This is a genomic window from Mucilaginibacter daejeonensis, from assembly GCF_020783335.1.
Classification (GTDB): domain Bacteria; phylum Bacteroidota; class Bacteroidia; order Sphingobacteriales; family Sphingobacteriaceae; genus Mucilaginibacter; species Mucilaginibacter daejeonensis.
In genome coordinates this window covers 175,838-198,126 of sequence record NZ_CP086068.1, presented here as the reverse complement: position 1 = coordinate 198,126, position 22,289 = coordinate 175,838, and the positions used below count along the sequence as shown (strand labels likewise).

The 22,289-nt window shown below is 51.2% G+C and carries 21 protein-coding genes; 13 read left to right on the top strand and 8 right to left on the bottom strand.

The genetic code is table 11. The features are described from left to right. Positions 1 to 92: 92 nt before the first annotated feature. The gene (gene treA, locus LLH06_RS00910) at positions 93 to 1,664 is read right to left on the bottom strand and encodes an alpha,alpha-trehalase TreA (RefSeq protein ID WP_228171357.1); all 1,572 of its coding nucleotides are present in this window, start codon (positions 1,662 to 1,664) and stop codon (positions 93 to 95) included. 107 nt (positions 1,665 to 1,771) lie between these two features. Here treA and LLH06_RS00905 point away from each other — a divergent pair, with 107 nt between their 5' ends. Together LLH06_RS00905 and LLH06_RS00900 are read left to right on the top strand one after the other, a co-directional pair. Then, positions 1,772 to 2,365: a YceI family protein gene (locus LLH06_RS00905; protein WP_228171356.1), complete on the top strand. Its 594-nt coding sequence runs from the start codon at positions 1,772 to 1,774 to the stop codon at positions 2,363 to 2,365. A 112-nt stretch (positions 2,366 to 2,477) separates the two neighbouring features. Next, the gene (locus LLH06_RS00900) at positions 2,478 to 2,894 is read left to right on the top strand and encodes a response regulator (RefSeq protein ID WP_228171355.1); all 417 of its coding nucleotides are present in this window, start codon (positions 2,478 to 2,480) and stop codon (positions 2,892 to 2,894) included. Here LLH06_RS00900 and LLH06_RS00895 read toward each other — a convergent pair. Next, positions 2,891 to 3,664, bottom strand: coding sequence for an MBL fold metallo-hydrolase (locus LLH06_RS00895; protein WP_228171354.1), 774 nt, complete (start codon positions 3,662 to 3,664; stop codon positions 2,891 to 2,893). The two genes, LLH06_RS00900 and LLH06_RS00895, sit on opposite strands and share 4 nt — an antisense overlap. A 76-nt stretch (positions 3,665 to 3,740) precedes the next feature. On the opposite strand from LLH06_RS00895, the gene recJ reads away from it, so the two are divergent. The 5 genes from recJ (at position 3,741) to LLH06_RS00870 (ending at position 8,390) form a co-directional block, all read left to right on the top strand. Further along, positions 3,741 to 5,438 (top strand): single-stranded-DNA-specific exonuclease RecJ, encoded by a 1,698-nt coding sequence (recJ, locus tag LLH06_RS00890; RefSeq protein ID WP_228171353.1) that lies wholly within the window; start codon positions 3,741 to 3,743, stop codon positions 5,436 to 5,438. A gap of 63 nt (positions 5,439 to 5,501) precedes the next feature. Further along, a complete protein-coding gene (lptB, locus tag LLH06_RS00885; protein WP_228171352.1) occupies positions 5,502 to 6,239 on the top strand; it encodes an LPS export ABC transporter ATP-binding protein in 738 nt (245 codons plus the stop codon). 72 nt (positions 6,240 to 6,311) lie between these two features. Then, positions 6,312 to 6,539 (top strand): hypothetical protein, encoded by a 228-nt coding sequence (locus LLH06_RS00880; protein ID WP_228171351.1) that lies wholly within the window; start codon positions 6,312 to 6,314, stop codon positions 6,537 to 6,539. Beyond that, on the top strand, positions 6,529 to 6,861 hold the full coding sequence (locus LLH06_RS00875) for a type II toxin-antitoxin system RelE family toxin (protein ID WP_228171350.1): 333 nt from the start codon (positions 6,529 to 6,531) through the stop codon (positions 6,859 to 6,861). Before LLH06_RS00880 ends, LLH06_RS00875 begins: the two co-directional genes overlap by 11 nt. Continuing rightward, a complete protein-coding gene (locus tag LLH06_RS00870; RefSeq protein ID WP_228171349.1) occupies positions 6,858 to 8,390 on the top strand; it encodes a GH3 auxin-responsive promoter family protein in 1,533 nt (510 codons plus the stop codon). Before LLH06_RS00875 ends, LLH06_RS00870 begins: the two co-directional genes overlap by 4 nt. A 3-nt stretch (positions 8,391 to 8,393) precedes the next feature. Here LLH06_RS00870 and LLH06_RS00865 read toward each other — a convergent pair whose 3' ends face one another. Together LLH06_RS00865 and LLH06_RS00860 are read right to left on the bottom strand one after the other, a co-directional pair. After that, positions 8,394 to 9,755: a carboxypeptidase-like regulatory domain-containing protein gene (locus LLH06_RS00865; protein WP_228171348.1), complete on the bottom strand. Its 1,362-nt coding sequence runs from the start codon at positions 9,753 to 9,755 to the stop codon at positions 8,394 to 8,396. Further along, positions 9,745 to 10,323: an RNA polymerase sigma factor gene (locus tag LLH06_RS00860; RefSeq protein WP_228171347.1), complete on the bottom strand. Its 579-nt coding sequence runs from the start codon at positions 10,321 to 10,323 to the stop codon at positions 9,745 to 9,747. The genes LLH06_RS00865 and LLH06_RS00860 overlap by 11 nt, the downstream gene beginning before the upstream one ends. 88 nt (positions 10,324 to 10,411) lie before the next feature. Between LLH06_RS00860 and LLH06_RS00855 the strand changes: the two genes are divergently transcribed. Further along, the gene (locus tag LLH06_RS00855) at positions 10,412 to 12,358 is read left to right on the top strand and encodes a vWA domain-containing protein (protein ID WP_228171346.1); all 1,947 of its coding nucleotides are present in this window, start codon (positions 10,412 to 10,414) and stop codon (positions 12,356 to 12,358) included. A gap of 661 nt (positions 12,359 to 13,019) precedes the next feature. Here LLH06_RS00855 and LLH06_RS00850 read toward each other — a convergent pair. After that, positions 13,020 to 13,871, bottom strand: coding sequence for a hypothetical protein (locus LLH06_RS00850; protein ID WP_228171345.1), 852 nt, complete (start codon positions 13,869 to 13,871; stop codon positions 13,020 to 13,022). Between the two features lie 76 nt (positions 13,872 to 13,947). On the opposite strand from LLH06_RS00850, the gene LLH06_RS00845 reads away from it, so the two are divergent. After that, positions 13,948 to 14,517, top strand: a complete 570-nt coding sequence (locus LLH06_RS00845) for a thiamine diphosphokinase (RefSeq protein WP_228171344.1) — start codon at positions 13,948 to 13,950, stop codon at positions 14,515 to 14,517. Between the two features lie 269 nt (positions 14,518 to 14,786). On the opposite strand, the gene LLH06_RS00840 is transcribed toward LLH06_RS00845, so the two are convergent. After that, the gene (locus LLH06_RS00840) at positions 14,787 to 15,968 is read right to left on the bottom strand and encodes an anhydro-N-acetylmuramic acid kinase (RefSeq protein ID WP_228171343.1); all 1,182 of its coding nucleotides are present in this window, start codon (positions 15,966 to 15,968) and stop codon (positions 14,787 to 14,789) included. 60 nt (positions 15,969 to 16,028) lie between these two features. Here LLH06_RS00840 and LLH06_RS00835 point away from each other — a divergent pair, with 60 nt between their 5' ends. Genes LLH06_RS00835 through LLH06_RS00825 form a run of 3 tightly spaced genes read left to right on the top strand, consistent with a single transcriptional unit; the run spans position 16,029 to position 18,011 of the window. Then, entirely contained in the window at positions 16,029 to 17,165 is a 1,137-nt protein-coding gene (locus LLH06_RS00835) for an acyltransferase family protein (protein ID WP_228171342.1), read from the top strand. Beyond that, positions 17,162 to 17,635 carry a DUF2059 domain-containing protein gene (locus tag LLH06_RS00830; RefSeq protein WP_228171341.1) on the top strand — a complete coding sequence of 158 codons (474 nt, stop codon included), beginning with the start codon at positions 17,162 to 17,164 and terminating at the stop codon, positions 17,633 to 17,635. The genes LLH06_RS00835 and LLH06_RS00830 overlap by 4 nt, the downstream gene beginning before the upstream one ends. A gap of 13 nt (positions 17,636 to 17,648) precedes the next feature. After that, on the top strand, positions 17,649 to 18,011 hold the full coding sequence (locus LLH06_RS00825) for an MmcQ/YjbR family DNA-binding protein (RefSeq protein ID WP_228171340.1): 363 nt from the start codon (positions 17,649 to 17,651) through the stop codon (positions 18,009 to 18,011). 256 nt (positions 18,012 to 18,267) lie between these two features. On the opposite strand, the gene LLH06_RS00820 is transcribed toward LLH06_RS00825, so the two are convergent. Further along, positions 18,268 to 20,817 carry a ligase-associated DNA damage response DEXH box helicase gene (locus LLH06_RS00820; RefSeq protein ID WP_228171339.1) on the bottom strand — a complete coding sequence of 850 codons (2,550 nt, stop codon included), beginning with the start codon at positions 20,815 to 20,817 and terminating at the stop codon, positions 18,268 to 18,270. 73 nt (positions 20,818 to 20,890) lie between these two features. Here LLH06_RS00820 and LLH06_RS00815 point away from each other — a divergent pair, with 73 nt between their 5' ends. Next, a complete protein-coding gene (locus tag LLH06_RS00815; protein ID WP_228171338.1) occupies positions 20,891 to 21,475 on the top strand; it encodes a hypothetical protein in 585 nt (194 codons plus the stop codon). Here LLH06_RS00815 and LLH06_RS00810 read toward each other — a convergent pair. After that, positions 21,472 to 22,248, bottom strand: a complete 777-nt coding sequence (locus LLH06_RS00810; protein ID WP_228171337.1) for a hypothetical protein — start codon at positions 22,246 to 22,248, stop codon at positions 21,472 to 21,474. The two genes, LLH06_RS00815 and LLH06_RS00810, sit on opposite strands and share 4 nt — an antisense overlap. Positions 22,249 to 22,289: the final 41 nt, after the last annotated feature.

The following is a 22,289-nucleotide window of genomic DNA, read 5'->3' as shown; positions in this document are numbered from 1 at the left end:
ATCAGGTTTGAATGTCCTCCGCAGAGATGGCTTCGTTCCTCGCCATGACGTGGCTGGAGAGCGTAAGTCAATTCTGATAATTCGAGAAATTCTTAAAATTCCGGTTCAGCGTACATATTCATCAACTTCAACAATACTCCATTGGTCCATCCAAAACCGTCTTGCAGGGGGTATTCGCCGCCGCCGGCTTTGGAGGCTGTGTGCTGTACGTCGTACTTTTCGGATAGCTTACCGGTCTTTTTAAAGGTGGTGATGTTGAGCGCCATCCAGCGCAGGGCAAGGCTTTTAGCCAGGTCGTTTTGCTGGTAGTTACGCAGTCCTGCTACGGTGATGTATTGCAGCGGCGCCCAACCGTTGGGCTGGTCCCATTGCTGGCCGGTACCGATTAGCGTGGTGGCCACACCGCCGGGTTGCACAAATTTGCTTTTGATCACTGCGGCCACACTTTTGGCCTGCTGTGCCGAGGCAATGTTGAAGAACAACGGGAAAGCCGTAGCAATGGTCATTTGGGTGGATAGCTTGCCGGTACGCCAATTATGGTCATAAAAAAGACCTTGCTTGCCGTCCCAGCAATATTTGATCAGGGCCGCTTTGCGTTTGGCGGCCTTGGTACAATAAAGGGCGGCCGTCTTGGCGTCTCCGCTTTGCTCGTACGACCGGGCGATCACCTGCTCCAGGTGATACAACAAGCTGTTTAGGTCTACCGCCACCAGGTCGGTGGTCTGTATGGTGGGCAGCGATTTGCCATCGCTGAACCAGCGGCTGCTAAAATCCCAGCCCGACTCGGCCGCTGCCCGGATATTGCGATAGAACTGCGCCGTCTGCTGCTTGCTTTGTTTAGCGGCCAGCACATCCTCCCGGTATGATTCTTCGCGCGGCTTATCGCTGGCATCCCAATAGCGGTTAAGCAGGCTGCCGTCGGCCATGCGCACTACATGAGCGGTGGCGGTACCTGCTTTGAGCGCATCGCCTCCTTTCATCCAATAGTTATATTCTTTGATCAGCTGCGGTCGATAAGTGGCCAGCACCTTTTTGCCTTTGCTTTTGGCCAGCAACTCCACCATCAACGAAAAGAACGGAGGCTGCGAGCGGCTCAGATAGTAGGTGCGGTTACCGTTGGGGATATGCCCATAGTGATCGATCAGGTAAGCAAAGTTCTTCACCATGCTTTCGATCAGGTCGTAGCGCTTGCTTTCTTCAAGCCCCAGCATAGTAAAGTACGAATCCCAGTAGTACACCTCGCGGAAACGTCCGCCGGGTACCACGTAATCATAAGGCAGCGGAATGAGCGAGGTACCTTTTGCGGTATCGGCCACATGTTTCAGCACGGTCCACAGGGTATCGATATGCTTGCGGATACCTGCAGATATATTACTTTTAAAAACACCACTATCTACCTCAGGGGCCGCGAAGTTGGCCTTCACGAATTTGCGTAGGTCGAAGCCGGGCTGAGACCTTTGTTCCTGGTATTGCTTGTTGATCGCAGCAGCGGGGCGGCGCGGCGTGGCATCAACAAAGGTCTTACCATCGGCATATACCTGATTCATTTGCACGGCCTCGAACAGACCGGGATAAAGTTGCGCAGGGCTTTTAGGTTGCGCCGTGATCGTGCCGCCAAGCAGCAGGCTACATACCGTCAAAAAATAGATCTTTATGTTAGGCATGCTTATTTAACGACGACTTGCTTAAATTGTCATCAAAAAGCAAATAAAATGATAGATGTTTAAACATATAAATATTTCGTATACATTTGCTCAACCATAATACACACATGAAAAAATTAATGACATTATTTGTAGCGATCACTGCGGTAGCTTTGGTTGCTTTTAAGCCAGTTGCACCAGTAACTTACAAAGTTGACACTCAAAAAAGCGAGATCAAATGGATCGGTAAAAAAGTGACCGGCCAACACAACGGTACGATCAAATTAGCTTCGGGCGACGTTCTGGTGAACGGCAAGACCTTAGCTGGTGGTACTATCGTGGTTGACATGAAAACTTTAGAATCGACCGACCTGACCGGCGATGGCAAAGGTAAATTAGAAGGTCACCTGAAAGCTGATGACTTTTTTGGTACCGAGAAATACCCGACCGCTACTTTTACTGCTACCAAGATCACCCCTACTGGTGCTGGTAAAGCTAACGTTACCGGTAACCTGGTGATCAAAGGCAAAAGCAGCGCGATCACTTTCCCTGCAACTTACACCGTGAGCGGCAACACCGTTACTGTTAACGCTCCTGAAGTAAAAGTTAACCGTACCGTATATGACATTAAATACGGATCGAAAAGCTTTTTTGCCAGCATTGGCGACAAAGCCATCGACGATGACTTTTTCTTGAACATAAATTTGGTAGCTACCCGGTAACTTTTCATATTTACGATCGTATACTAAGGCTCTGATGTATATCAGGGCCTTTTTTTTAACCATTACGGGCTGAAACATTTAACGAACAGATCCCGTAATAACAAGTATGACGATGAGCACTTCGAAACCTATAAGTATCCTGCTGGTTGATGACGATGAGATCAATAACTTTATTTCGATAAAGCTGATCAAGAAAGCGTTAGTATACACCGAGATAAATGCCTGCCTTGACGGAAGCTATGCGATAGACCAGTTACTGGAGATCCAAGCTAAAGACCCCGACCTGTTACCAGACTATATCCTGCTCGATATCAACATGCCGATCATGAATGGCTGGGAGTTCTTGGACGAGTACAAACGTTTAGGCATCGATCCTAACGGCCGCTCAAAGATCTATATCATCTCATCGTCGGTGTTCAGTAATGACATTAGTAAGGCCAAGTCATACGATCTGGTTCAGGATTTCATATCCAAACCACTCAATGTTGAGAAGATCAAAGAATTATTTTCGGTAGAAAAAGCCGTTTAATACGGCTTGATCACATAGGTATCGTTATTGTGCTCAACGGTACCTATCGCGGTGGTCTTGGCATGATAGAATAAGCATACCCAATGCTCGGCCGCCGCCTTTTCTCCATACTCTTCACGCAGTTCCATCGCTCTACGGCCGTCATAGTCATACTTGGCCGCAAATTTACGCAACAGTTGCTCCGGCTCGGGCAGCTCGTCCCCTCCAAAAAAGCATTTCTGGTCGTCCTCCTCTATCAGGAATACCTGGTGATATTGCGTATGCCCGCCTGATAGCTCGTAGTGAATTCCGGGCCTGATCTCGCCGCTACCTTCCACATACTCGATCTTTACACCTTTGTCACGCAAGGCTTCGAAAATTGGTGCCCGGTATGAAGTAGAGGTGCCCGACAAGGCCTTTTCCCACTCTCCTTTTTGTACCACGTGAAGCGCCTGCGGAAAGCTGGGTTCCAGTTGGCCGTTACGCTCGACCACCAAACCACCGGTATGATCATAGTGCAGGTGCGATTGCAGCACCAAGCTTACTTCGCCAGGCGCAAAACCCGCCTCACGTATACGCTGGTGGATGATCAGTTCGCCGTTGGCATCTTTTAGGCCCAGGCCGCTATCGAACACGATCAGGTCTTGGTCGGTCTTCACCAGGAACGGGTTCACATGAATGAACAACGAACCCGGACGGTCTCTGAAATTATCAGTGAGCGGGTTAAAAGGGATGAACTGTTTAGTGGAATCTACCGAGTAGGAGCCTTCGCCCAGCGCAAAAATTTCCATAGTGTACAAGAAGAAGTGTAGATTTGCAGGATATACGATCCAACACTTACATTTAAAGTTTGACGTTAGCAAAGGTATGCAAAAACGGTGGGCAGTAAAGCATGAGCAGGACATTAATGCCGTAAGGGAGCTGGCCACGCGTTTAGGGATAGACGAAGTGCTGGCCACTTTATTGCTGCAACGCAATATCCTGAGCTTTGATGAGGCGCGCCATTATTTCAGGCCCGACCTGCGCCACCTGCACGATCCATTTTTAATGGCGGACATGGAGCAGGCCATTCACCGCATTGATGAGGCCATAGCCAAAGGGCAAAAGATCCTGATCTACGGCGACTATGATGTGGACGGCACCACTGCCGTCACCGTGGTTTACAGCTTTTTTGAGCAGCTGTATGATAGGCTGGAGTATTACATCCCTGACCGTTACCTGGAAGGTTATGGTATATCCACCCAAGGCATCGACCACGCGGCCGCCAACGGTTTTGAACTCATCATCGCACTCGATTGCGGGATCAAGGCCGTAGACAAGGTGGCCTATGCCAACAGCCTCAACATCGATCTCATTATTTGCGATCACCATAACCCCGGCGACGAGCTACCTGATGCCGTGGCCATATTGGACCCCAAAAGGGCCGATTGCCCTTACCCTTACAAGGAACTATCGGGCTGCGGTATAGGCTTTAAGCTCATACAGGCCTATGCCCAAGTGCATGATATGCCTTTTGAAAGCGTGACCCGTTACCTTGACCTGGTGGCCACCAGCATAGCCTGCGACATTGTTCACATTACCGGCGAGAACCGCATACTGGCCAGTCACGGCCTACAAAAGATCAATACCGACCCGGGTACCGGCCTCAAGGTATTGATGGGCCTATCAGGCAAGACCACCAATTACAGCATTGCCGATATCGTTTTCATGATCGGTCCGCGCATTAACGCCGCCGGCCGTATAGATGATGCTAAACACGCTGTAGAATTATTGCTGGCCAATGACCCGGACATGGCGCAGGAAAAAGGCTTGCTGATCAGTGAAAAGAACGTTGAACGCAAAGAACACGACCTGGCCATTACTGACGAGGCCCTAAGCATGATCGCTGCCGACGAGCGATCGGCTGGCCGGCGATCTACCGTGGTCTTCAGCGAAAAATGGCACAAGGGCGTGATCGGCATCGTGGCCTCACGCCTTACCGAAAAATATTACCGCCCCACCATCGTACTTACGCGATCCAACGGTCATGTGGCCGGATCGGCAAGATCGGTAGTGGGTTTTGACCTTTACGAGGCACTTTGCGGCTGCAGCGACCTGCTCATCCAGTTCGGTGGCCACAAATACGCTGCAGGCCTCACCATGCACCCCGAGCAGGTAGAGGCCTTTGCCGAGCGTTTTGAGGAAGTGGTAAGCGCTTCTATCACCGAGCAGCAACTGGTGCAGGAGATCCAGATCGACGCTGAATTGGCGCTGGAGCACATTACCCCTAAGTTCTTCCGGGTGCTTACCCAATTCGGTCCGTTCGGGCCCGAGAATATGTGCCCGGTGTTCATCACAAGGCAAGTGAAGGCTTTGGGGCAGGTAAGCCTGGTGGGCAGCAACCACATCAAAATGACGGTGTATCAGGATGGCTCTCCGCTGTTCGACTGTATCGCCTTTAACCAGGGCGAATGCATTGAAGAGATCAGGAAAGGCAAACCGTTCGACATCTGCTACACCATTGAAGAAAACATTTGGCGCGACAAGCGTTCTATACAATTAAACATAAAAGGGATACGTTGTTGAAAGGTGGCTTGAAGTTGAACTATTCAACCACTCACCATTCAACCACTCACACTCCACCAACACATGAATCTACGTGCCGACAACCTGGTAAAAAAATACAAGCAGCGTACCGTTGTGAACGATGTATCGTTCAATGTTTCGCAGGGCGAGATCGTGGGTCTGTTAGGACCTAATGGTGCCGGCAAGACCACCTCCTTTTACATGATCGTGGGCCTGATCAAACCTAACGAAGGTCACATCTTTTTAGATGATGAGGAGATCACCAATGATGCTATGTATCGTCGTGCGCAAAAGGGTATCGGTTACCTAGCGCAAGAGGCTTCGGTGTTCCGCAAGCTATCGGTCGAGGACAACATCAAAGCCGTGCTGGAGATGGGCACCATGCCCAAGGCCCGCCAAAAGGACAAGCTGGAAGAACTGATCGATGAGTTCAGCTTACACCGCGTACGCAAGAACCGTGGCGACCTGCTATCAGGTGGCGAGCGCCGCCGTACCGAGATCGCCCGCGCCCTGGCCGCCGAACCTAATTTCATTTTACTGGATGAGCCCTTTGCTGGTGTAGATCCTATCGCGGTAGAAGAGATCCAAAGTATGGTGTACAAACTCAAGCACCGCAATATCGGCATCCTCATTACCGACCACAACGTACAGGAAACGCTATCCATCACCGATCGTGCCTACCTCCTGTTCGAAGGTAAGATCCTCGAATCGGGTGAACCCGAGGTACTGGCCGCCAACGAGATGGTACGCAAAGTGTACCTCGGCGCCAACTTTGTGCTAAAGCGGAAGAATTTTGCGTGATGTTCATTGATCATCGTAAAACTTTTACCTGTTAATTAAGGTCTAATTACTAAGTATCGTTAAATTTGAGATATGGACCTGCAAGCCGAGAAGATACAGCTGGTAAAATTGATCCTCGATACGGATGATAAAAGCCTGTTAAAGGCTGTTCGCTCCGTGTTCAAAGAAGCAACATCGCAACCTAAAGATATCACCTCCAAAGTGGCCGATAGCATTGGATCAGGCATGAACGAGGTAAAGCAGCACCTGGACGGAAAGACAGAACTCCGATCAGCCAAAGACCTGCTGAATGAGCTATAAGGTACTCTACACATCTAACTTTGCTAAAGAGCTAAAAGCGTTAGCGAAAAAGTACCGGTCCATCAAGGATGACCTGTCGACACTAATCGACGATCTGGGGTCACAGCCGATACAAGGCGACGAGATCTTCAAGAACTGTTACAAGATACGCCTGGCCATTAAAAGCAAAGGCAAGGGTAAAAGCAGTGGAGCAAGAGTGATCACTTATGTGCATATACAAGGTGAAGAAGTGTTCCTCGTTTCTATATTTGACAAATCGGAGAAGGAAACGATAAATGATGCAGAATTAAAACGTTTGCTTAATTTGGCTGGACTTTTATGACCTTTATAAACTCTGTTGTTACCTGGCTGATGAAAAAGCGGATCCACCAGATCGAGCTTTTTATGAAGTACCCCAATGAGGTACAGCAAGAGTGGTTCGATCAGCTGGTGGGCACCGCCCGTGATACCGAGTGGGGCCGCAAGCACCATTACAAAAGCATTTACACCGTTGAACAGTTCAAACAGCGGGTACCCATACAAAACTACGACACGCTGAAGCCTTACATCGAGCGCATGCTCAAAGGCGAGCAGAACGTGTTGTGGCCTTCGGAGATACGCTGGTTCGCTAAATCATCAGGCACCACTAATGATCGCAGCAAGTTCATACCCGTAAGTGAGGAAGCATTGGAAGAATGCCACTTTAAAGGTGGTAAGGACATGCTCACCATTTACTGTAACAACCGCCCCGATGCTTTGCTGTTCACCGGTAAAGGCCTCACTTTGGGCGGCAGCCACCAGGTAGGTCAGCTAAATTCCGATATCTTTTTTGGCGACCTCTCGGCCGTGATCATGAAGAACCTGCCTATGTGGGCCGAGTTCTACCGCACGCCCGACCTGACCATCGCCCTGCTCGAGAATTTTGAAGAGAAGATCGAGAAGATGGCACAGGCCACCATGAAAGAGAACGTGACCACGATCAGCGGTGTGCCTACCTGGAACATCCTGCTGTTCAAGCGCATGCTGGAAATGACCGGCAAGAACAACCTGCTTGAGATATGGCCAAACCTGGAGCTGTACTTCCATGGTGCGGTGAACTTTACGCCTTACCGTGAGCAGTTCAAAAAGCTGATCCCTAAGGATGACATGTATTACCTGGAGACCTATAACGCCAGTGAAGGCTTTTTCGGTATCCAGGACCTTGAAGAACCCGGCGACATGCTCCTGATGCTCGATTACGGCATCTGGTACGAGTTCCTGCCGCTGGAGAATTTGCACGACGAGGATCCGCGCACCTTAACGCTGGATGAAGTGGAACTGGGTAAGAATTACGCGCTCATCATCAGCACCAATGCCGGGCTTTGGCGATACATGATCGGCGATACGGTCGAATTCACCTCGCTCGATCCCTTCCGCATACGCATCACCGGGCGTACACGCCATTTTATTAATGCTTTCGGCGAGGAAGTGATCATAGACAATGCCGAACGTGCGCTGGACGAGGCCTGCCGTCAAACGGAGGCCATCATCCGCGATTACACGGCAGCGCCGATCTACTTTACTGATAATAAAAGCGGTGGACATGAGTGGATCATCGAGTTCGAAAAACGGCCGGCCGAGTTCGAGCGGTTCATTGACCTGTTGGATGAGACCCTGCGCCAGGTGAACTCCGATTATGATGCCAAGCGTTTTAAGGATATGGCCCTGTGCCGCCCTAAAGTGCATGCTGTACCTGATGGTACGTTCGTAAGCTGGATGAAGCAGCGTGGCAAACTGGGCGGTCAGCACAAGGTACCCCGCCTGGCCAACGACCGCGAGTATGTAGAAAGCATCCTGAATATGATCGGCGTAGCCCCTCGCATGTCGGCCTAAAGATCACTTACCTGTTTTGATGCTCACCTTTACGGTCTCGGGCTTGCCGTTCACGTTGGCTATCCAGCGCGGCCCGTTCTGGATCAGGGCTATAGCTTTTTGATCGGTCTCAGCGTCTACGCCTTTGATCACCTTGATATCGCTTAACGTTCCGTTGGTGTTCACCACAAAGCTCAGCTTTACCGTTCCGGTAAAACCTGTGGCTCCCTTTTTCAGATAATTGCGAAAAGCGTCCCAACCGTTAAAAGGGTGGGCCTCTTTAGGTTGTTTTATCTTTTTGGCCCCTCCGTAACCTACCACTACCACATCGCTTAACGAACGATGGTCATCCTTTAAGGCGATCTTCACTGGATCGGCATCATGTACCTTTAACGTTTGCGATTCATAACCCAGATAGTTCACCTGTATCTCGTCGTTCATTTTGGCGGGTATCTTGAAATAGCCGTTCATATCACTATAGGCAGCACTGCTGACATTACCTTGCGCGGTGATGCGTGCGCCGGGTACCGGCTTACCATCGTTCAGCGCCACTACCTGCCCCATGATCATCTTCACGCTATCAGTAGGTTTACGGCCGGTGGTATTCACCTGCATACCGGCCACCCTGCCGGTCAATGCTTCATGAAGCTGGCTTGGCAAAGCACCTGTGCGTTTTTCGGCCACAAGGCTGTTATAGCCCGCGCGCGATAGCATGCTGCTGTCTTTCAGACCATCGGCAGTTGTTTTATTATGGCCTAATGTGCTTACTCCACGCATCCGCACCAATGTGTTGGACCGTTGAGGCACACTTGCCAGTAAAGTACTGTCTGCAGTGATCGCCTTTTCATCACTTTCTACTACCGGGCTTGCATTGCTTTCTGCCATGACCGGCGCATCGGTACGAAGTGTGCTATTGCCACGTTCAGTGGTGAATGGTGTTCGCGTTACGGCTACCTTTGGGAGCTGATCCTTGGCCGATAAGGTATCGGGCACCACCGGTTTAGGTGCCGGTAATTGTGGCGGCGTGGCAAGCGCGTTCACCCCGGTACTGTCTTGCGCGGGTAGGCCGGGCTTGTTGGCCACCGGGCGATAATTGAGCAACCACCAGGCACCCACACTAACGAACACCAGCACTGATGCCGCCACCGCAAGCCGCGGCCAAAGTACCACACGTTTCTTTTCAGGTTTGATGCGCTGCTGTAACCGGCTTTGCAGGTCATTCAGCGCAGGCTGCTGGTCTTTTCCAGCCTGGCCATACCCTTCCAATGCGTCGGCCAGGAAAGGGTCGTCAAGTGCCTGCCGCTCCAGTTCGTGCATGGCGCGGGCGTCAAGCTCCCCGTTAAGGTACTTCCTGATCAGTGATATGTCGGGTCTTTCAGCGCTCACGGTTATTTTCCAAACAGACCTTTAAATTACGTTTACCATTCTGTATATAACTTTTTACTTCGTTAAGGGTGTGTCCGGTCAGCTCGGCCACCTCCTTGTAACACTTTTCTTTAATGTAGAACAAATCGACACTTTGCCGCTGCTCGGGCGATAGCTTCTGCATACACCGCTCCAGTTGCGTCAGGTCGGCCTCGCGTTCCGTTCCGTCATCTTCATGATGCATCACGAACGGAAATTCCATAACGTCATCGATATTTAACGTGGTGTGCCCCTTGTTAGCACGCAATTGCATCAGGCAAAAATTACGGCTCAGCACATACAGCCAGCTCTTGAACTGCTTTACCTCGTGCCTGGTCACCTTCACGATCAGCTCCTCAAATATCTGCATCACGGCATCCTTGCTTTGCTCTTCATCATGCAGGTATTTGAGGCACACGCCGTATACCAGCGGCATATACTTTTCATACAGTTGGCCCAGTACCGCCAGTTCTCCCGTTCGCCGGTAGCTTTGCAGCAGGGCGTCATCAGCCGTATGATCGGGCTTTTTTTGACTACTGAACCAACTCATGTTTAAGCCGGTAAAATAATTTTTTAAAATGGTTTATGGAAACGCCCAACCTACTGCATCATTAGGATATATCTAAATAACAACAGTCATGAAAAAGATCATCCTATTACTTTTGATCATTGCCGGCGTTACCTCGGTACAAGCAGCCGACCGCATCATTACCGGCCATGTTTATGATGCCGGTAATAAACAACCGCTGCCGGGTGTGATGGTAACGGTAGAAAGCAATCACAATGCCACCCAAACAGATGCCAACGGAGCCTACCGCATCACCGCGCCCGAAGGGAAATCAACTTTGATATTCAGCTTCATTGGGTATAGCACACAAAAGATCGTGGCTGGTAAGGCTGGCACGATCGACGTACGATTGGCACCCGACCTTACCCATTTGAACGACGTGGTAGTGGTAGGATACTCGCCACAAAAAAAGATAAGCACCACCGCTTCTGTTGAGACGGTGAGAATGGCTGCTCCGCAAGTTTTGCAGGGCCGCGCGGCAGGCGTAGCCGTAGGTGCCTCGCCGACCGTTAGGATCAGGGGGATATCCAGTACCACTAGCAACCTTTACGGCTACCTGTCCCCACAACAAAACACTGAAAGCTATAAAGGCATCACTGAGAACGGCTTTAAGAACCCTACAGAAGACCCACTTTCAACCTTCTCGATAGATGTGGATGCTGCCTCTTACACCAACATCCGCCGCTTTATCAACGGCGGGCAGTTGCCGCCTAAGGATGCTATCCGCATCGAGGAGATGATCAACTACTTTAATTATGATCTGCCTGCGCCTACCGGCAGCGCCCCAGTGGCCATCCATACTGAACTATCGGCCGCGCCATGGAACCCACAGCACCGCCTGCTGCGCATAGGACTTAAAGCCCGCACGGTGGAGACCAAGAATTTACCTGCCTCTAACCTCGTGTTCCTGATCGATGTTTCGGGATCGATGATGAGCGCTAACAAGCTTCCGTTGGTGCAGGCGTCGCTCAAGATGCTGGTAGATCAGCTGCGCCCTGTTGATAAGGTGGCCATTGTGGTATATGCCGGTGCTGCCGGACTGGTGCTGCCATCGACCCCGGGCGATCAAAAGACCACCATTAAAGATGCGATCGACAAACTACAGGCCGGAGGTTCTACCGCCGGAGGTGAGGGTATTAAACTCGCCTATCGCACCGCCATGCAGAACTTCATTAAAAAAGGAAACAACCGTGTGATCCTGGCCACCGACGGCGATTTCAACGTAGGTGCATCAAGCGATGACGATATGGAGCACCTGATCGAGCAGGAACGCAAAAGCGGCGTATTCCTGTCGGTACTGGGTTACGGCATGGGCAACTATAAGGACAGCAAAATGGAAGTACTGGCCGATAAGGGCAACGGCAATTATGCCTACATCGACAACATTACCGAGGCCCGTAAGACCCTGGTGACCGAATTTGGTGGCACCTTGTTCACCGTGGCCAAGGATGTTAAATTGCAGTTGGAGTTCAATCCGGCCAAAGTGGCCTCGTACCGCCTGATCGGTTATGAGAACCGCATGCTCAACAAAGAAGATTTTAACAACGACCTGAAAGACGCCGGCGATATGGGTGCAGGCCACAACGTGACCGCCCTGTACGAGGTGATCCCTGCCGGGGTAAAGGACCGCTTTACCAACAGCGTTGACCCGCTTAAGTATCAAAAGAACAAACCTGCTACCGCCGCTGGTAACTCATCTGCCGAAATGCTGACCATCAAGTTCCGTTACAAAGAACCTGACGGTAATACCAGCAAAATGAGCCAGGTAACGGTGATGGACAAACCGGTCGAACTTTCATCAGCTTCTACAGATATGAGATTTGCGACCGCCGTGGCCGAGATCGGTATGCTGCTGCGCGATTCGGAATTCAAGCAAGGAGCCCGCTACGATGACGCCATCAAACTGGCCCGCTCAGGCAAAGGCACCGACCACGAAGGCTATCGCGCCGAATTCATCAAACTGGCCGAAAGCGCCAAGCTCCTGAGCAAAAGCGCTTTGGCTGCCGTTGAGGAGTAAGGACACTCCAGCTATATCATGTTGAGCCACGCGTTCCCCACCCACCCATCATGCCGATGCATATCGGCATCTCTCAGGACAAGTGGACGACAAGCCACTTCATTACTTAGCATGAGGGATGCTGAAACGAGTTCAGCATGACATAAATATTCAGCATAACACACACTCCACCCCTGTCATGTTGAGCGTAGTCGAAACATCTTATACATGCGGTTAACCTGTAAATTCGATAGGATGCTTCGGCTACGCTCAGCATGACAATTTTGTTATTAGGACCACCCCTTCCCAACCGTCATGCCGATGCATATCGGCATCTCTCAGGACAAGTGAACGACGAGCTAACCGTGCATGTCAGATGCTGAAACAAGTTCAGCATGACACAAATATTCAGCATAACACACACACCACCCTGTCATGTTGAGCGTAGTCGAAACATCTTATACACGTGATCAACCACGTTGCTCGATAGGATGCTTCGCTATGCTCAGCATGACAATTTGTAACTGATCAACACGCTAACTCCCAACCCCGTCATGCCGATGCATATCGGCATCTCTCAGGACAGGTGAACATCGGGCAAAGAACCGCTTCGTTACTTAGCATGTGAGATGCTGAAACAAGTTCAGCATGACGGGTTCTTGATAAGCAGGTCTGCTGCCCCTCAGCCCTTGAAGAACTTCTTGATCTTCTTAAAAATATCCTCCTTGCGGGGCTTCGGTAGGCCGTCGTGGGTAAGTTGGGCCTGGTGGTGGTGGAGCAGTTCGGCAGCGTAGGCTTGTTCGGATGGACCGGCCTGTTGCAGGTCGGTCACGTAGGGAAGCACATTGTCTTGCAGCATGCTGTTGGCCGATACCGTGCGGTAACCACTACGGATGATGCCCGGGTAATTCTGGTTGATCGGAGGTTCGCCGTTCTCGGCAAAATAGTCGGCGTGGTAAATTTGAGGGTCGAGCTTTTTGAGCCGCTTGGTGCCACGGCGTTCATTGCGCCAGGGATGCTCACCCTTATACAACTGTCTGATCAGGAATTCGCGATTCCAAACCGTGATCTGGTGCGACATCAGGTAGCCCGACGCCTGATTATCCAGCAAGGCGATGTTGAATCCATCGATATATTGGTCGGTAGGCCGGGTATGATAAACAGACGAGCTACCCAGCTTCACCTGTTTCCAGCTGTTAAGGCTGATCAGATCGAATAGCTGGTTAAAAAAGCTGCTGCTTACCGGGGAGTTGAGCCACATATCTTCCTGCATATAGATCACATATCTTTCGGTGATCTGCTGCTCTAACAAAAAGCGTAACCGGTCGGCCCACTCGCCCTTTCCTGAGTAGATGGTAGTAAATCCGGGGATAGATACCTCTGCTTCCTCGGTGGCAAAGTAACAGCGGCAGTTAACGGCCGGGTCCCAATACTTTCGAAAAAAGTAAGCGAACCCCTGGTACAAAAAGCGGTAGCGATCGCAGGTATGCACCAGCAGCGCCACATCAGCAGGTTGGGTTTGCGTATTATTCATTCTATATTTGGGCACCGTTGACCGCAGCTAATTTAGGGCTTTATGGTCAATTACGGCACAAGGGAGGATCAGCATCATGTCATCACACCACATCGTACGCGAAAAACAGGAACCGGCCTTACTGGTATTAGGCCTGGGGCATTTAAGTGACGATGAATTTGGCCAGTTGCTGGAATGGAGCCCCACGCTGATCGCCACCCCGCCCGTGGCCGAGCAGTTGGCCGCCTACGGGATCAAGATCGATGCGCTGATCACTGACGATACTCACGAGCTTCCGCAAGACAACATCAAGCTTATCGCACCCAACGGGGCGAGCTGGCTGGAAGCAGGTATCGATCATTTGGTAAGCCATGGCTACCCGGCGGTAAATATCGTGACCGAGGAGTTCGAGGTGAACAATTTTGAACGCTATGCCAGCCAGATCAACATGGTGATCCTGCATAACGGGCAAAAGATCTATGCGGTATCGCCGGGCTTTAGCAAGTGGAAACCTGCCGGTGAACCCGTACGCATCTTAAGCCAAGCAACGGGACTGATCACCGAAGGACTTACCCATGTAAAGGATGGATACTACCGCACTGAGGCCGATGGTTTCTTTACCCTGCGGTTCGATGAGCCCTACGTGTTCATTGCAGAAGAGCACTAATACGATGTCTTGAAAGGCGACCCTTCGTGTACTAAAAAGGTGTTACACGCTGTAACAGAATTCCCCAAATTTCCCCACTTTTTGGCGTTGCGAAATTTGTAAAAACCCAACTTTTTCCAGAAAAAGCATACAAAAACCTGAAATGTAACACCTGATGTAACACTTTTACACGCAGATGTAACACGGCATTGGTGTATCAACCTGTCGCTATCGCACCCGCCTATGCCACAATGCGACCGTCTATTACAAATTTAATAATGGACACATTCCTATAACGGGAAGCTGAATTTACCCATCAGCACGGCCGGTCCGTCGCCGATCTGTAGGGGCTCGCCCACTACCGCCTCATTGGCCAGCAGCGCAAATAGGATCGCCTCCTTGGCATCGGCATTGATGCCGATCGTGCCGGTATCGGCCACCTTGACGCCAGGCAGCGACCTATGCAGGTAGGCCACCACATAAGGGTTACGCGCGCCCCCTCCACTGGTAAATAGCAGATGAACAGGCTCACGGATATTTCCCTTCACGAACCTGACGATCGCCTCTGCGGTAAATGCACTCAGTGTGGTCACCAGGTCCTCCGGCGCAACATCCAGGGCATTGGCCCGTTCCTGCGCATTGGTCACATACTTACGCCCGAATAGCTCCGGGCCGGTGGTCTTGGGAGCTGGCTCTGCAAAAAAGAGATGGTCCAACAAAGCGGCAAGTAGTGCCTCATTGATCTTACCACTCAGCGCGATACGGCCATCCTCATCATACGGGCGGTCGAAGTACTGCATGCAAGCGCCATCGATCAGCGTATTGCCCGGGCCTATATCGGTACAAATAATACCCTGCTTGCTGGCCGGTAACCAGGTAAGGTTGGATATGCCGCCCATGTTAAGTAAGATGCGGTTCTCGGTAGGGTGGCTGCCCAGCAGCACATCCCCGTAAAGAGCCAGCGGGGCACCTTCGCCACCGGCGGCCACATGCTTTTGGCGCATATCGCTGATGGTGGTGATGCCTGTACTTACGGCTATATGGTCGCCGTCGCCGATCTGTAGCGTGGCATTGGGATAGCCCTCCTGCTGATGCAAGCGTTTAGGCGCATGATAGATGGTTTGGCCGTGACTGGCGATCAGGTCTATTTCTTGAGGGGTATACCCCCATTGCTCAAGCGCCTTCAGGATCATGGAGGCATGCAGGCTGCCTATGGAAGCATTGAGCAAGCACAACTTCTCGAGGCTTACCTGTTCTTTGGCGAACACCTCCCGGATGTCGATCTTCAAGTCATCCGTGTATGGCACTGTGGTAAACTCGAGCAAATGGAAACGGGTATCGTATCCGCTGCCCTCAAAACGGCAAAGGGCGATATCGAGCCCATCGAGCGAGGTGCCCGACATGAGTCCTATGATGAGGCGTTGCGGCTTTTGTGCAAGATCGAGCAACTTGGTCAGGTTAGCGTTCGGCATAAGTTTAAAGGTATCGAATTGTTTGCTATAAACAACATGCCTATATTTAAGCACCTTTATATGACCGAACAACACACACTTGCCGCCAAACCACGCCTGTTATCGCTGGATGTTTTCAGGGGGATCACGGTGATGGCCATGATCCTGGTGAACAATCCGGGCAGTTGGGGCCACATTTACGCCCCACTCGAACACGCCGAATGGAACGGCTGCACCCCTACCGACCTTGTGTTCCCCTTCTTTTTGTTCATTGTGGGCGTATCCATTGTTTACGCCATGGAGACCAAAAAGGCCGACCCGGCCAACCACACCGGGCTGATGCTTAAGGCACTCAAACGGGCGCTTATCATTTTCGGGCTGGGGCTGTTCATGTCCACCTTTTGGATCTGGGACCTGAGCACTATCCGTATACCGGGCGTGCTGCAACGGATCGCCTTCGTTTACCTGATCAGCAGTCTGATCTACATTAAAAGTGGCACCCGTGCCCAGGCGATCATTTTGCCGTTGGTGCTGATACTATACTTCGTACTGATGACCATGGTACCGGTACCCGGCCACGGCGCACCAAACCTGCAGCCTGAGACCAATCTCGGCGCCTGGCTCGATCGCACCGTATTTACCACTGCGCACTTGTGGAAGGCCAGCGTGACCTGGGACCCTGAAGGTCTGTTAAGCAGCATGCCGGCCATAGGCACTTGTTTAATGGGCATCCTCACCGGCACCCTGCTCAAACGCAAGGACCGCACCGATAACCAGAAACTTACCTACCTGCTGATCGCCGGTTTGGCGGGCATCGTACTGGGGCAGCTATGGAACATCTGGTTCCCCATCAATAAATCATTGTGGACCAGCTCGTACGTGCTATACGCCGGAGGTTTGGCCATTTGGGCACTCGCACTGTGTTACTGGCTTATTGATGTGAAGGGCTACCGCCGGTTCACTAAACCGTTCCTGGTATATGGCGTAAATGCCATTACGGTGTTCGTAGGTTCGGGGCTATCGGCCAGGGCCATGAACAAGATCAAGGTGAACTATCAAGGTAAGGAGACCAGCTTGAGCAGTAAGCTATATCAGCAGTTCTTCGAGCCTTATTTTGAACCCCTGAACGCCTCACTGGCCTGGGCCATTTGTTATGTACTGGTTTGGATGATCATCCTTTGGATCATGTATAACCGTAAGATCTTTGTGAAGATATGAGATACCTCTGTTCATTATTACCCCTGCTATTCGTATGCCTGATGGCCGATGCTCAGGTAAAAACTGCTACGCCTGCCATATCGGCCGGCCGAGTTGCTGCCGCCAACGCCTTGCTGGATGCCAGCGGGCTGGAAACCCAAACAGGCGGCATATATGCCAACATCGTATCGGCGCTCAGCGCCAACGTTCCTCCCGAAAAGAAGGACAAGTTCAGGACCGTGATGCTGAGCTTCTTGAGCAAATACATGAGCTATACGTCATTAAAGGACGATTTTGCTAAGGTATATGCTGAAGAATTCACGGAGGAAGAATTGAAGGATATCACGAAGTTCTACCTCACCCCTGCCGGGAAAAAGATGAACAGTAAGCTGGCCCTGCTACAGCAAAAAGGCATGACCATTGCCCAGCAAAAGCTGCAAGACCACTCGGCCGAGCTGCAACAGGAAATGCAAAAAGAACTAGGTAATTAATTGCAGAAAAGCTGTGAATACTGAAGAACTACGCGACTATTGTTTACAAAAGCCACACACCGAGGAGAGTATGCCTTTTGGCGAGGAAACGCTTGTGTTTAAAGTGGGCGGTAAGATCTACCTGCTTACCAGCCTTGACCAGGCCAACCGCTTCAACGCAAAGTGCGACCCTGAAAAGGCGATCGAATTGCGCGAACAGTATGCCGAGGTGCAACCTGGTTATCACATGAACAAGAAGCACTGGAACACCATCTACATGGATGGCAGCCTGACCCACAAACAGCTATGCGAAATGATCGACCACTCTTATGAACTGGTGTTCAGTTCTCTTCCGCAAAAGGTCAGATCAGCGCTTGTGACAGGTAAGAAGCAGTAGCTTTATTTAACGATGCGAACTTTGTTGTTCACGATCACTCCGGCATTTACAACGATCAGGGTCAATATTAAAGAGGTCATCATGAGGTTTGGGGTCTAATCAATATGCGTAGGTTAATACAAACCTTATTCCACAGTTAAAAATGGCCTGTCTGACGCTGAAAACACATCTTTGTGGTCATGGAATGTGAAATGCTGTGTGATCATTTCCCCAAACCGTAAAAGGGACTTACAGCGATCGTGGCAAAATTTCCCAATTATCTTTTTCGCTTGAGCTTAGGCTTGGCTGGTTCCGGAGCAGGCTCAGTTTCATCGTCGTCCTCAAATGCATCGTAACGGCGCGCCATTTTGGCCACACGTTCCTCCAGGGTCTCCATCGTTAACTTCTCGCGCAACCTGTCTACCATGATCGGGAAGGCGAACGGTGTGGGCCGCTCGATCTCTTTGATCACGATCTCCTGCTTTTGTATGCGCAACAACGCCTCTCTCAACCTGAACTCCTCCAACTGGAAAGCCAGTGCTTCGTTATAGGCCTGCCTTACCAACAGGTTATCGGGCTCATACTCCCTGAACACGTCAAATAGCAACCCGGTGCTGGCTTGCAGGTGCCTGCCCTTTACCGGCTGGCCAGGGTACCCGGTAAAGACCAGTCCGCCTATGTTAGCTATATCCCTGAACCTGCGGCGGGCCATTTCGTTAGCGTTCAGGCTCTGCTGAATATCATCGATCAGGTCATGTATGGTGAACAGGTCCTCTTCCAACGCTTCCATCAGTGGCATGGGCTCATCGGTCAGCAGCTCGAAGCCGTAATCGTTCATCGCAATGCTGTACGTGCCCTTTTTGATCTTGCTGAAACGGTAAGCGATCAGCGAAGCCATCCCTTCGTGCACCAATCGACCTTCAAAAGGGTACATGAACAGGTGATGACCATCGCGCGAGGTGAAGGTCTCGATCAAAAGGTCGGTGCGCCGGGGCAGGTGCGAAAGCTGCTCCTGCAGGTTGAACAGTGAGCGCAAGGCCACCACTTCCTCATCTTTTTCCAGGTGATGAGCCACTTCGTCCAACTTATCGCGCAACACAGCCGATAGTTGCGACGATAGCGGCATGCGCCCTCCAGCCCAGCTCGGTATCATGCCTTTGGTCTTGTTCGATTTACGAACAAAGGCCGTCATCTCTTTTAGCTGAACGAATTCGAGGCTTCGTCCTGCGAACCAGAAAACATCACCTGGTTTTAATCTCGAGATAAAGCCTTCCTCTATAGAACCCAAGTTACTGCCATGGAGCATCTTCACCCTCAGGCTTACGTTGCTGGTGATCGTGCCGATGCTAAGACGATGACGCATGGCCACTTTCCGGCTTTTTACTTTATATAAGCCGTCCTCAAATTCCACTTTCAAGAACTCATCATATTGCGATAGCGTGGCCCCACCAGTGGTAATGAAGTTCAGCAACTCATCAAATTCGCTGCGCCGGAGGTCAGCAAAGGCGAAGGTGCTTTTCACCTGGTCGAACAATTCATCGGCACGGAAACCGTCAGACACGGCCAGCGTGACCATGTATTGGATCAGCACATCGATCGAGAGCAACATGGGGTCGCGGCTCTCGAACTGGCTATTGCCGATGGCCTGTTTTAGGGCAGCCCCCTCAAGCAATTCGAGTGAGTGCGTGGGGATGAAATAAGCTTTTGATACCGCACCGGGGTGGTGACCACTACGACCAGCACGCTGCATAAAGCGTGATACCCCTTTCGGGCTGCCTACCTGCACCACCGTATCTACAGGCCTGAAATCGACCCCAAGATCTAAACTCGAGGTGCAGACCACCACCTTTAAGATAGCCTGATGCAGCGCCTGTTCTACCCAATTGCGCAGGTCGTTATCTAACGAGCCATGGTGCATGGCCATGATCCCTGCATATTCGGGGTAATTGTTGAGGATGGCGTGGTACCACATCTCTGACTGCGCCCGTGTATTGGTAAAGATGAGCGTGGTCTTGCTGGCGGCCACGATCTCCATTACCTCGGGTAAAAGCCGGAGGCCGATGTGCCCTGTCCACGAGTAGTTCTCCACATCTTTAGGGATAACCGAGCGGATGTCGAGCTTCTTACTGATGTTGGCCCTCACCATCCGCATCCTATCGCGCGGAAAGTTGTTCCCCAAAAGCACATCGGCAGCCTGTTCGAGGTTGCCAATGGTGGCACTGATGCCCCAGGTCTTGAGAGCAGCGAGGGCCGGGGTGTGAGTTGCGGAGCCGGAAGAGAGACCTCGCAGTTTCGAAAGGCCGAGTTCCACTTGTACACCACGTTTGGTACCCAGCAGTTCGTGCCACTCGTCGATCACTACCACCTGCAGGTTGGTGAACAACTTGGGATAATCCTTTTGGGCCAGCATCAGGTGCAGGCTTTCGGGGGTGGTGAGCAGTACCTCGGGTAGCTTTTTGCGGAGCATTTGTTTTTCGGCTGCAGAGGTATCGCCCGTGCGGGTACCTATGCGCCAGGGAATGCCCAGCTCATCGCATACCTCTTGCATGGCTTTACGTATATCATTGGTGAGCGCCCGTAATGGGGTGATCCACAACATGAGCAAGCCGTTGTTGGAACGGGTTTGGTAAGTGTCAGGGTACTGATCGATGTATCCCACTAAGAAAGGCAGGAACAACGCGAAGGTTTTACCGCTACCCGTAGGCGCGTTGAGCAAACCTGAGTAACCGCCCAGGTACGCATCCTGCATTTCCTGCTGGAACGGGAACTGATACCAGCCTTTACGGCCGAACCACTCGCCTATGATCTGCTGCCCTTTGGTACTCATTGCTGTAGTAATACAAAGCAAGTGTATTTTGGTTGCATACCGAACACTTGCCACGCTGGTTTGTAGTTAATCCATGCGTTACAGGATATTGATGATACCGGCGCTGGCCCTATTGTCGGCCTGCGGCGAACCGTCCGACCGATCGGACCGTGACAAGGATACCACGATAGTTAAAACAGAGGCCACCACAGTCGAGCCTACAAAAGCAGAAGTGGCGGCCGACCATCTGATCGTCCCGGGTAAAAGCATAGGCCAAACTCGCTTAGATGAAGATATGGACCAGGTGATCGCCCGGCTGGGCAAACCCGACGGAGGCGATGCCGCTATGGGTAAGTCGACCTCGGTTTGGTATACAGGTCATGATACCGCCAAAGCCAGCACCACCATTTTTGCATCGAGGCAAATGGGCACGGCCGACGAAAGAGCACGTGTTAAACAGATCCGCGTTACCTCACCATGGTTCAAGACCGCCGATGGGATCATGACCGGTGCAGATAAAGCCGCCATCGAAAAGATTTATCCTCACCTGGAAAAGGCTGAATCGCCCATTGCGAAGGATGAGGTGTATGCCGATAAAGCAGCCGGTATAGCTTTTGAATTTGATGGGCAAGATAAATGCTCGGCCATCATAGTGATGTTGCCCGAAGGCAAGAACTAATCTTTGGAAGTTCCGGTCAATGAAGTTTCGGGCCGCTTGGCCATATAGCCACGCATCGATCGGTTAATGAATTGGATCATTTCGTAATCGTTCCACTTGAGCATTTCGGGATATGGCGGAGTGTAGGCCAGCATAAAGATGCTTACCTCATTATCGGGCAGCTTGGTCACGCGTTTCACTAACTCGCGCGAGTAGCGCTTGTTGATCTCGGTCTGCTGGTTCTCGCGCTTCATCACCTGTGCAAAATGGCGAGCGCGGCCCGGCTCCTTACCAAATAGCTCGTACAAACCGGTCAACGGCGATGCCAGGAACGATAGTACCGGGGGTTTGCCATCATAGTAAATACCTTTGCTGCGGTAAGCGTCCATGGTTTCATGCTGCTCCTGTTGTTTGGTCTTTGCCCGCACGATCACATCTTGTAACTGTTGGGCAGGTACCATGAACACCAGCATCTGTGCATCCTTCACAACAAGGCGTTGCTCGGTAAAGCCCACCTTACTAAATAAAAGCGTATCGTTCACAGCCGCGCCAATAGAAAAAGTACCCTGATCATTACTGATGGCCATACTTTGCCGTTGCAGGTTAGTGATGTTCACCTGTGCCACCCGGCCCGACGTTTTGTTATTATACGTGATACCCGTTACCTGCAATTGCGTTTGGCCCGATGTAGTAATGGCGATGAGGCAAAGCAGCAAGCCGCCTAAGTATGTTATTGTTGATCTGAACACAGTATTTATTGGAACGGTAAAGTTACTCATAATAGTGCCGGCCATCTGTTAAAAAAAGTTAAGGTTAGTGCCTGCGCAGGTAGCTG

Coding starts and splice junctions, on each gene's coding strand:
- LLH06_RS00905 (WP_228171356.1), top strand. CDS start 1,772: ATGAAAAAATTAATGACATTATTTGTAGCGATCACTGCGGTAGCTTTG.
- LLH06_RS00870 (WP_228171349.1), top strand. CDS start 6,858: ATGACCTTTATAAACTCTGTTGTTACCTGGCTGATGAAAAAGCGGATC.
- treA (WP_228171357.1), bottom strand. CDS start 1,664: ATGCCTAACATAAAGATCTATTTTTTGACGGTATGTAGCCTGCTGCTT.
- lptB (WP_228171352.1), top strand. CDS start 5,502: ATGAATCTACGTGCCGACAACCTGGTAAAAAAATACAAGCAGCGTACC.
- LLH06_RS00860 (WP_228171347.1), bottom strand. CDS start 10,323: ATGAGTTGGTTCAGTAGTCAAAAAAAGCCCGATCATACGGCTGATGAC.
- recJ (WP_228171353.1), top strand. CDS start 3,741: ATGCAAAAACGGTGGGCAGTAAAGCATGAGCAGGACATTAATGCCGTA.
- LLH06_RS00855 (WP_228171346.1), top strand. CDS start 10,412: ATGAAAAAGATCATCCTATTACTTTTGATCATTGCCGGCGTTACCTCG.
- LLH06_RS00875 (WP_228171350.1), top strand. CDS start 6,529: ATGAGCTATAAGGTACTCTACACATCTAACTTTGCTAAAGAGCTAAAA.
- LLH06_RS00820 (WP_228171339.1), bottom strand. CDS start 20,817: ATGAGTACCAAAGGGCAGCAGATCATAGGCGAGTGGTTCGGCCGTAAA.
- LLH06_RS00850 (WP_228171345.1), bottom strand. CDS start 13,871: ATGAATAATACGCAAACCCAACCTGCTGATGTGGCGCTGCTGGTGCAT.
- LLH06_RS00900 (WP_228171355.1), top strand. CDS start 2,478: ATGAGCACTTCGAAACCTATAAGTATCCTGCTGGTTGATGACGATGAG.
- LLH06_RS00830 (WP_228171341.1), top strand. CDS start 17,162: ATGAGATACCTCTGTTCATTATTACCCCTGCTATTCGTATGCCTGATG.
- LLH06_RS00815 (WP_228171338.1), top strand. CDS start 20,891: ATGCGTTACAGGATATTGATGATACCGGCGCTGGCCCTATTGTCGGCC.
- LLH06_RS00835 (WP_228171342.1), top strand. CDS start 16,029: ATGACCGAACAACACACACTTGCCGCCAAACCACGCCTGTTATCGCTG.
- LLH06_RS00895 (WP_228171354.1), bottom strand. CDS start 3,664: ATGGAAATTTTTGCGCTGGGCGAAGGCTCCTACTCGGTAGATTCCACT.
- LLH06_RS00880 (WP_228171351.1), top strand. CDS start 6,312: ATGGACCTGCAAGCCGAGAAGATACAGCTGGTAAAATTGATCCTCGAT.
- LLH06_RS00845 (WP_228171344.1), top strand. CDS start 13,948: ATGTCATCACACCACATCGTACGCGAAAAACAGGAACCGGCCTTACTG.
- LLH06_RS00810 (WP_228171337.1), bottom strand. CDS start 22,248: ATGGCCGGCACTATTATGAGTAACTTTACCGTTCCAATAAATACTGTG.
- LLH06_RS00840 (WP_228171343.1), bottom strand. CDS start 15,968: ATGCCGAACGCTAACCTGACCAAGTTGCTCGATCTTGCACAAAAGCCG.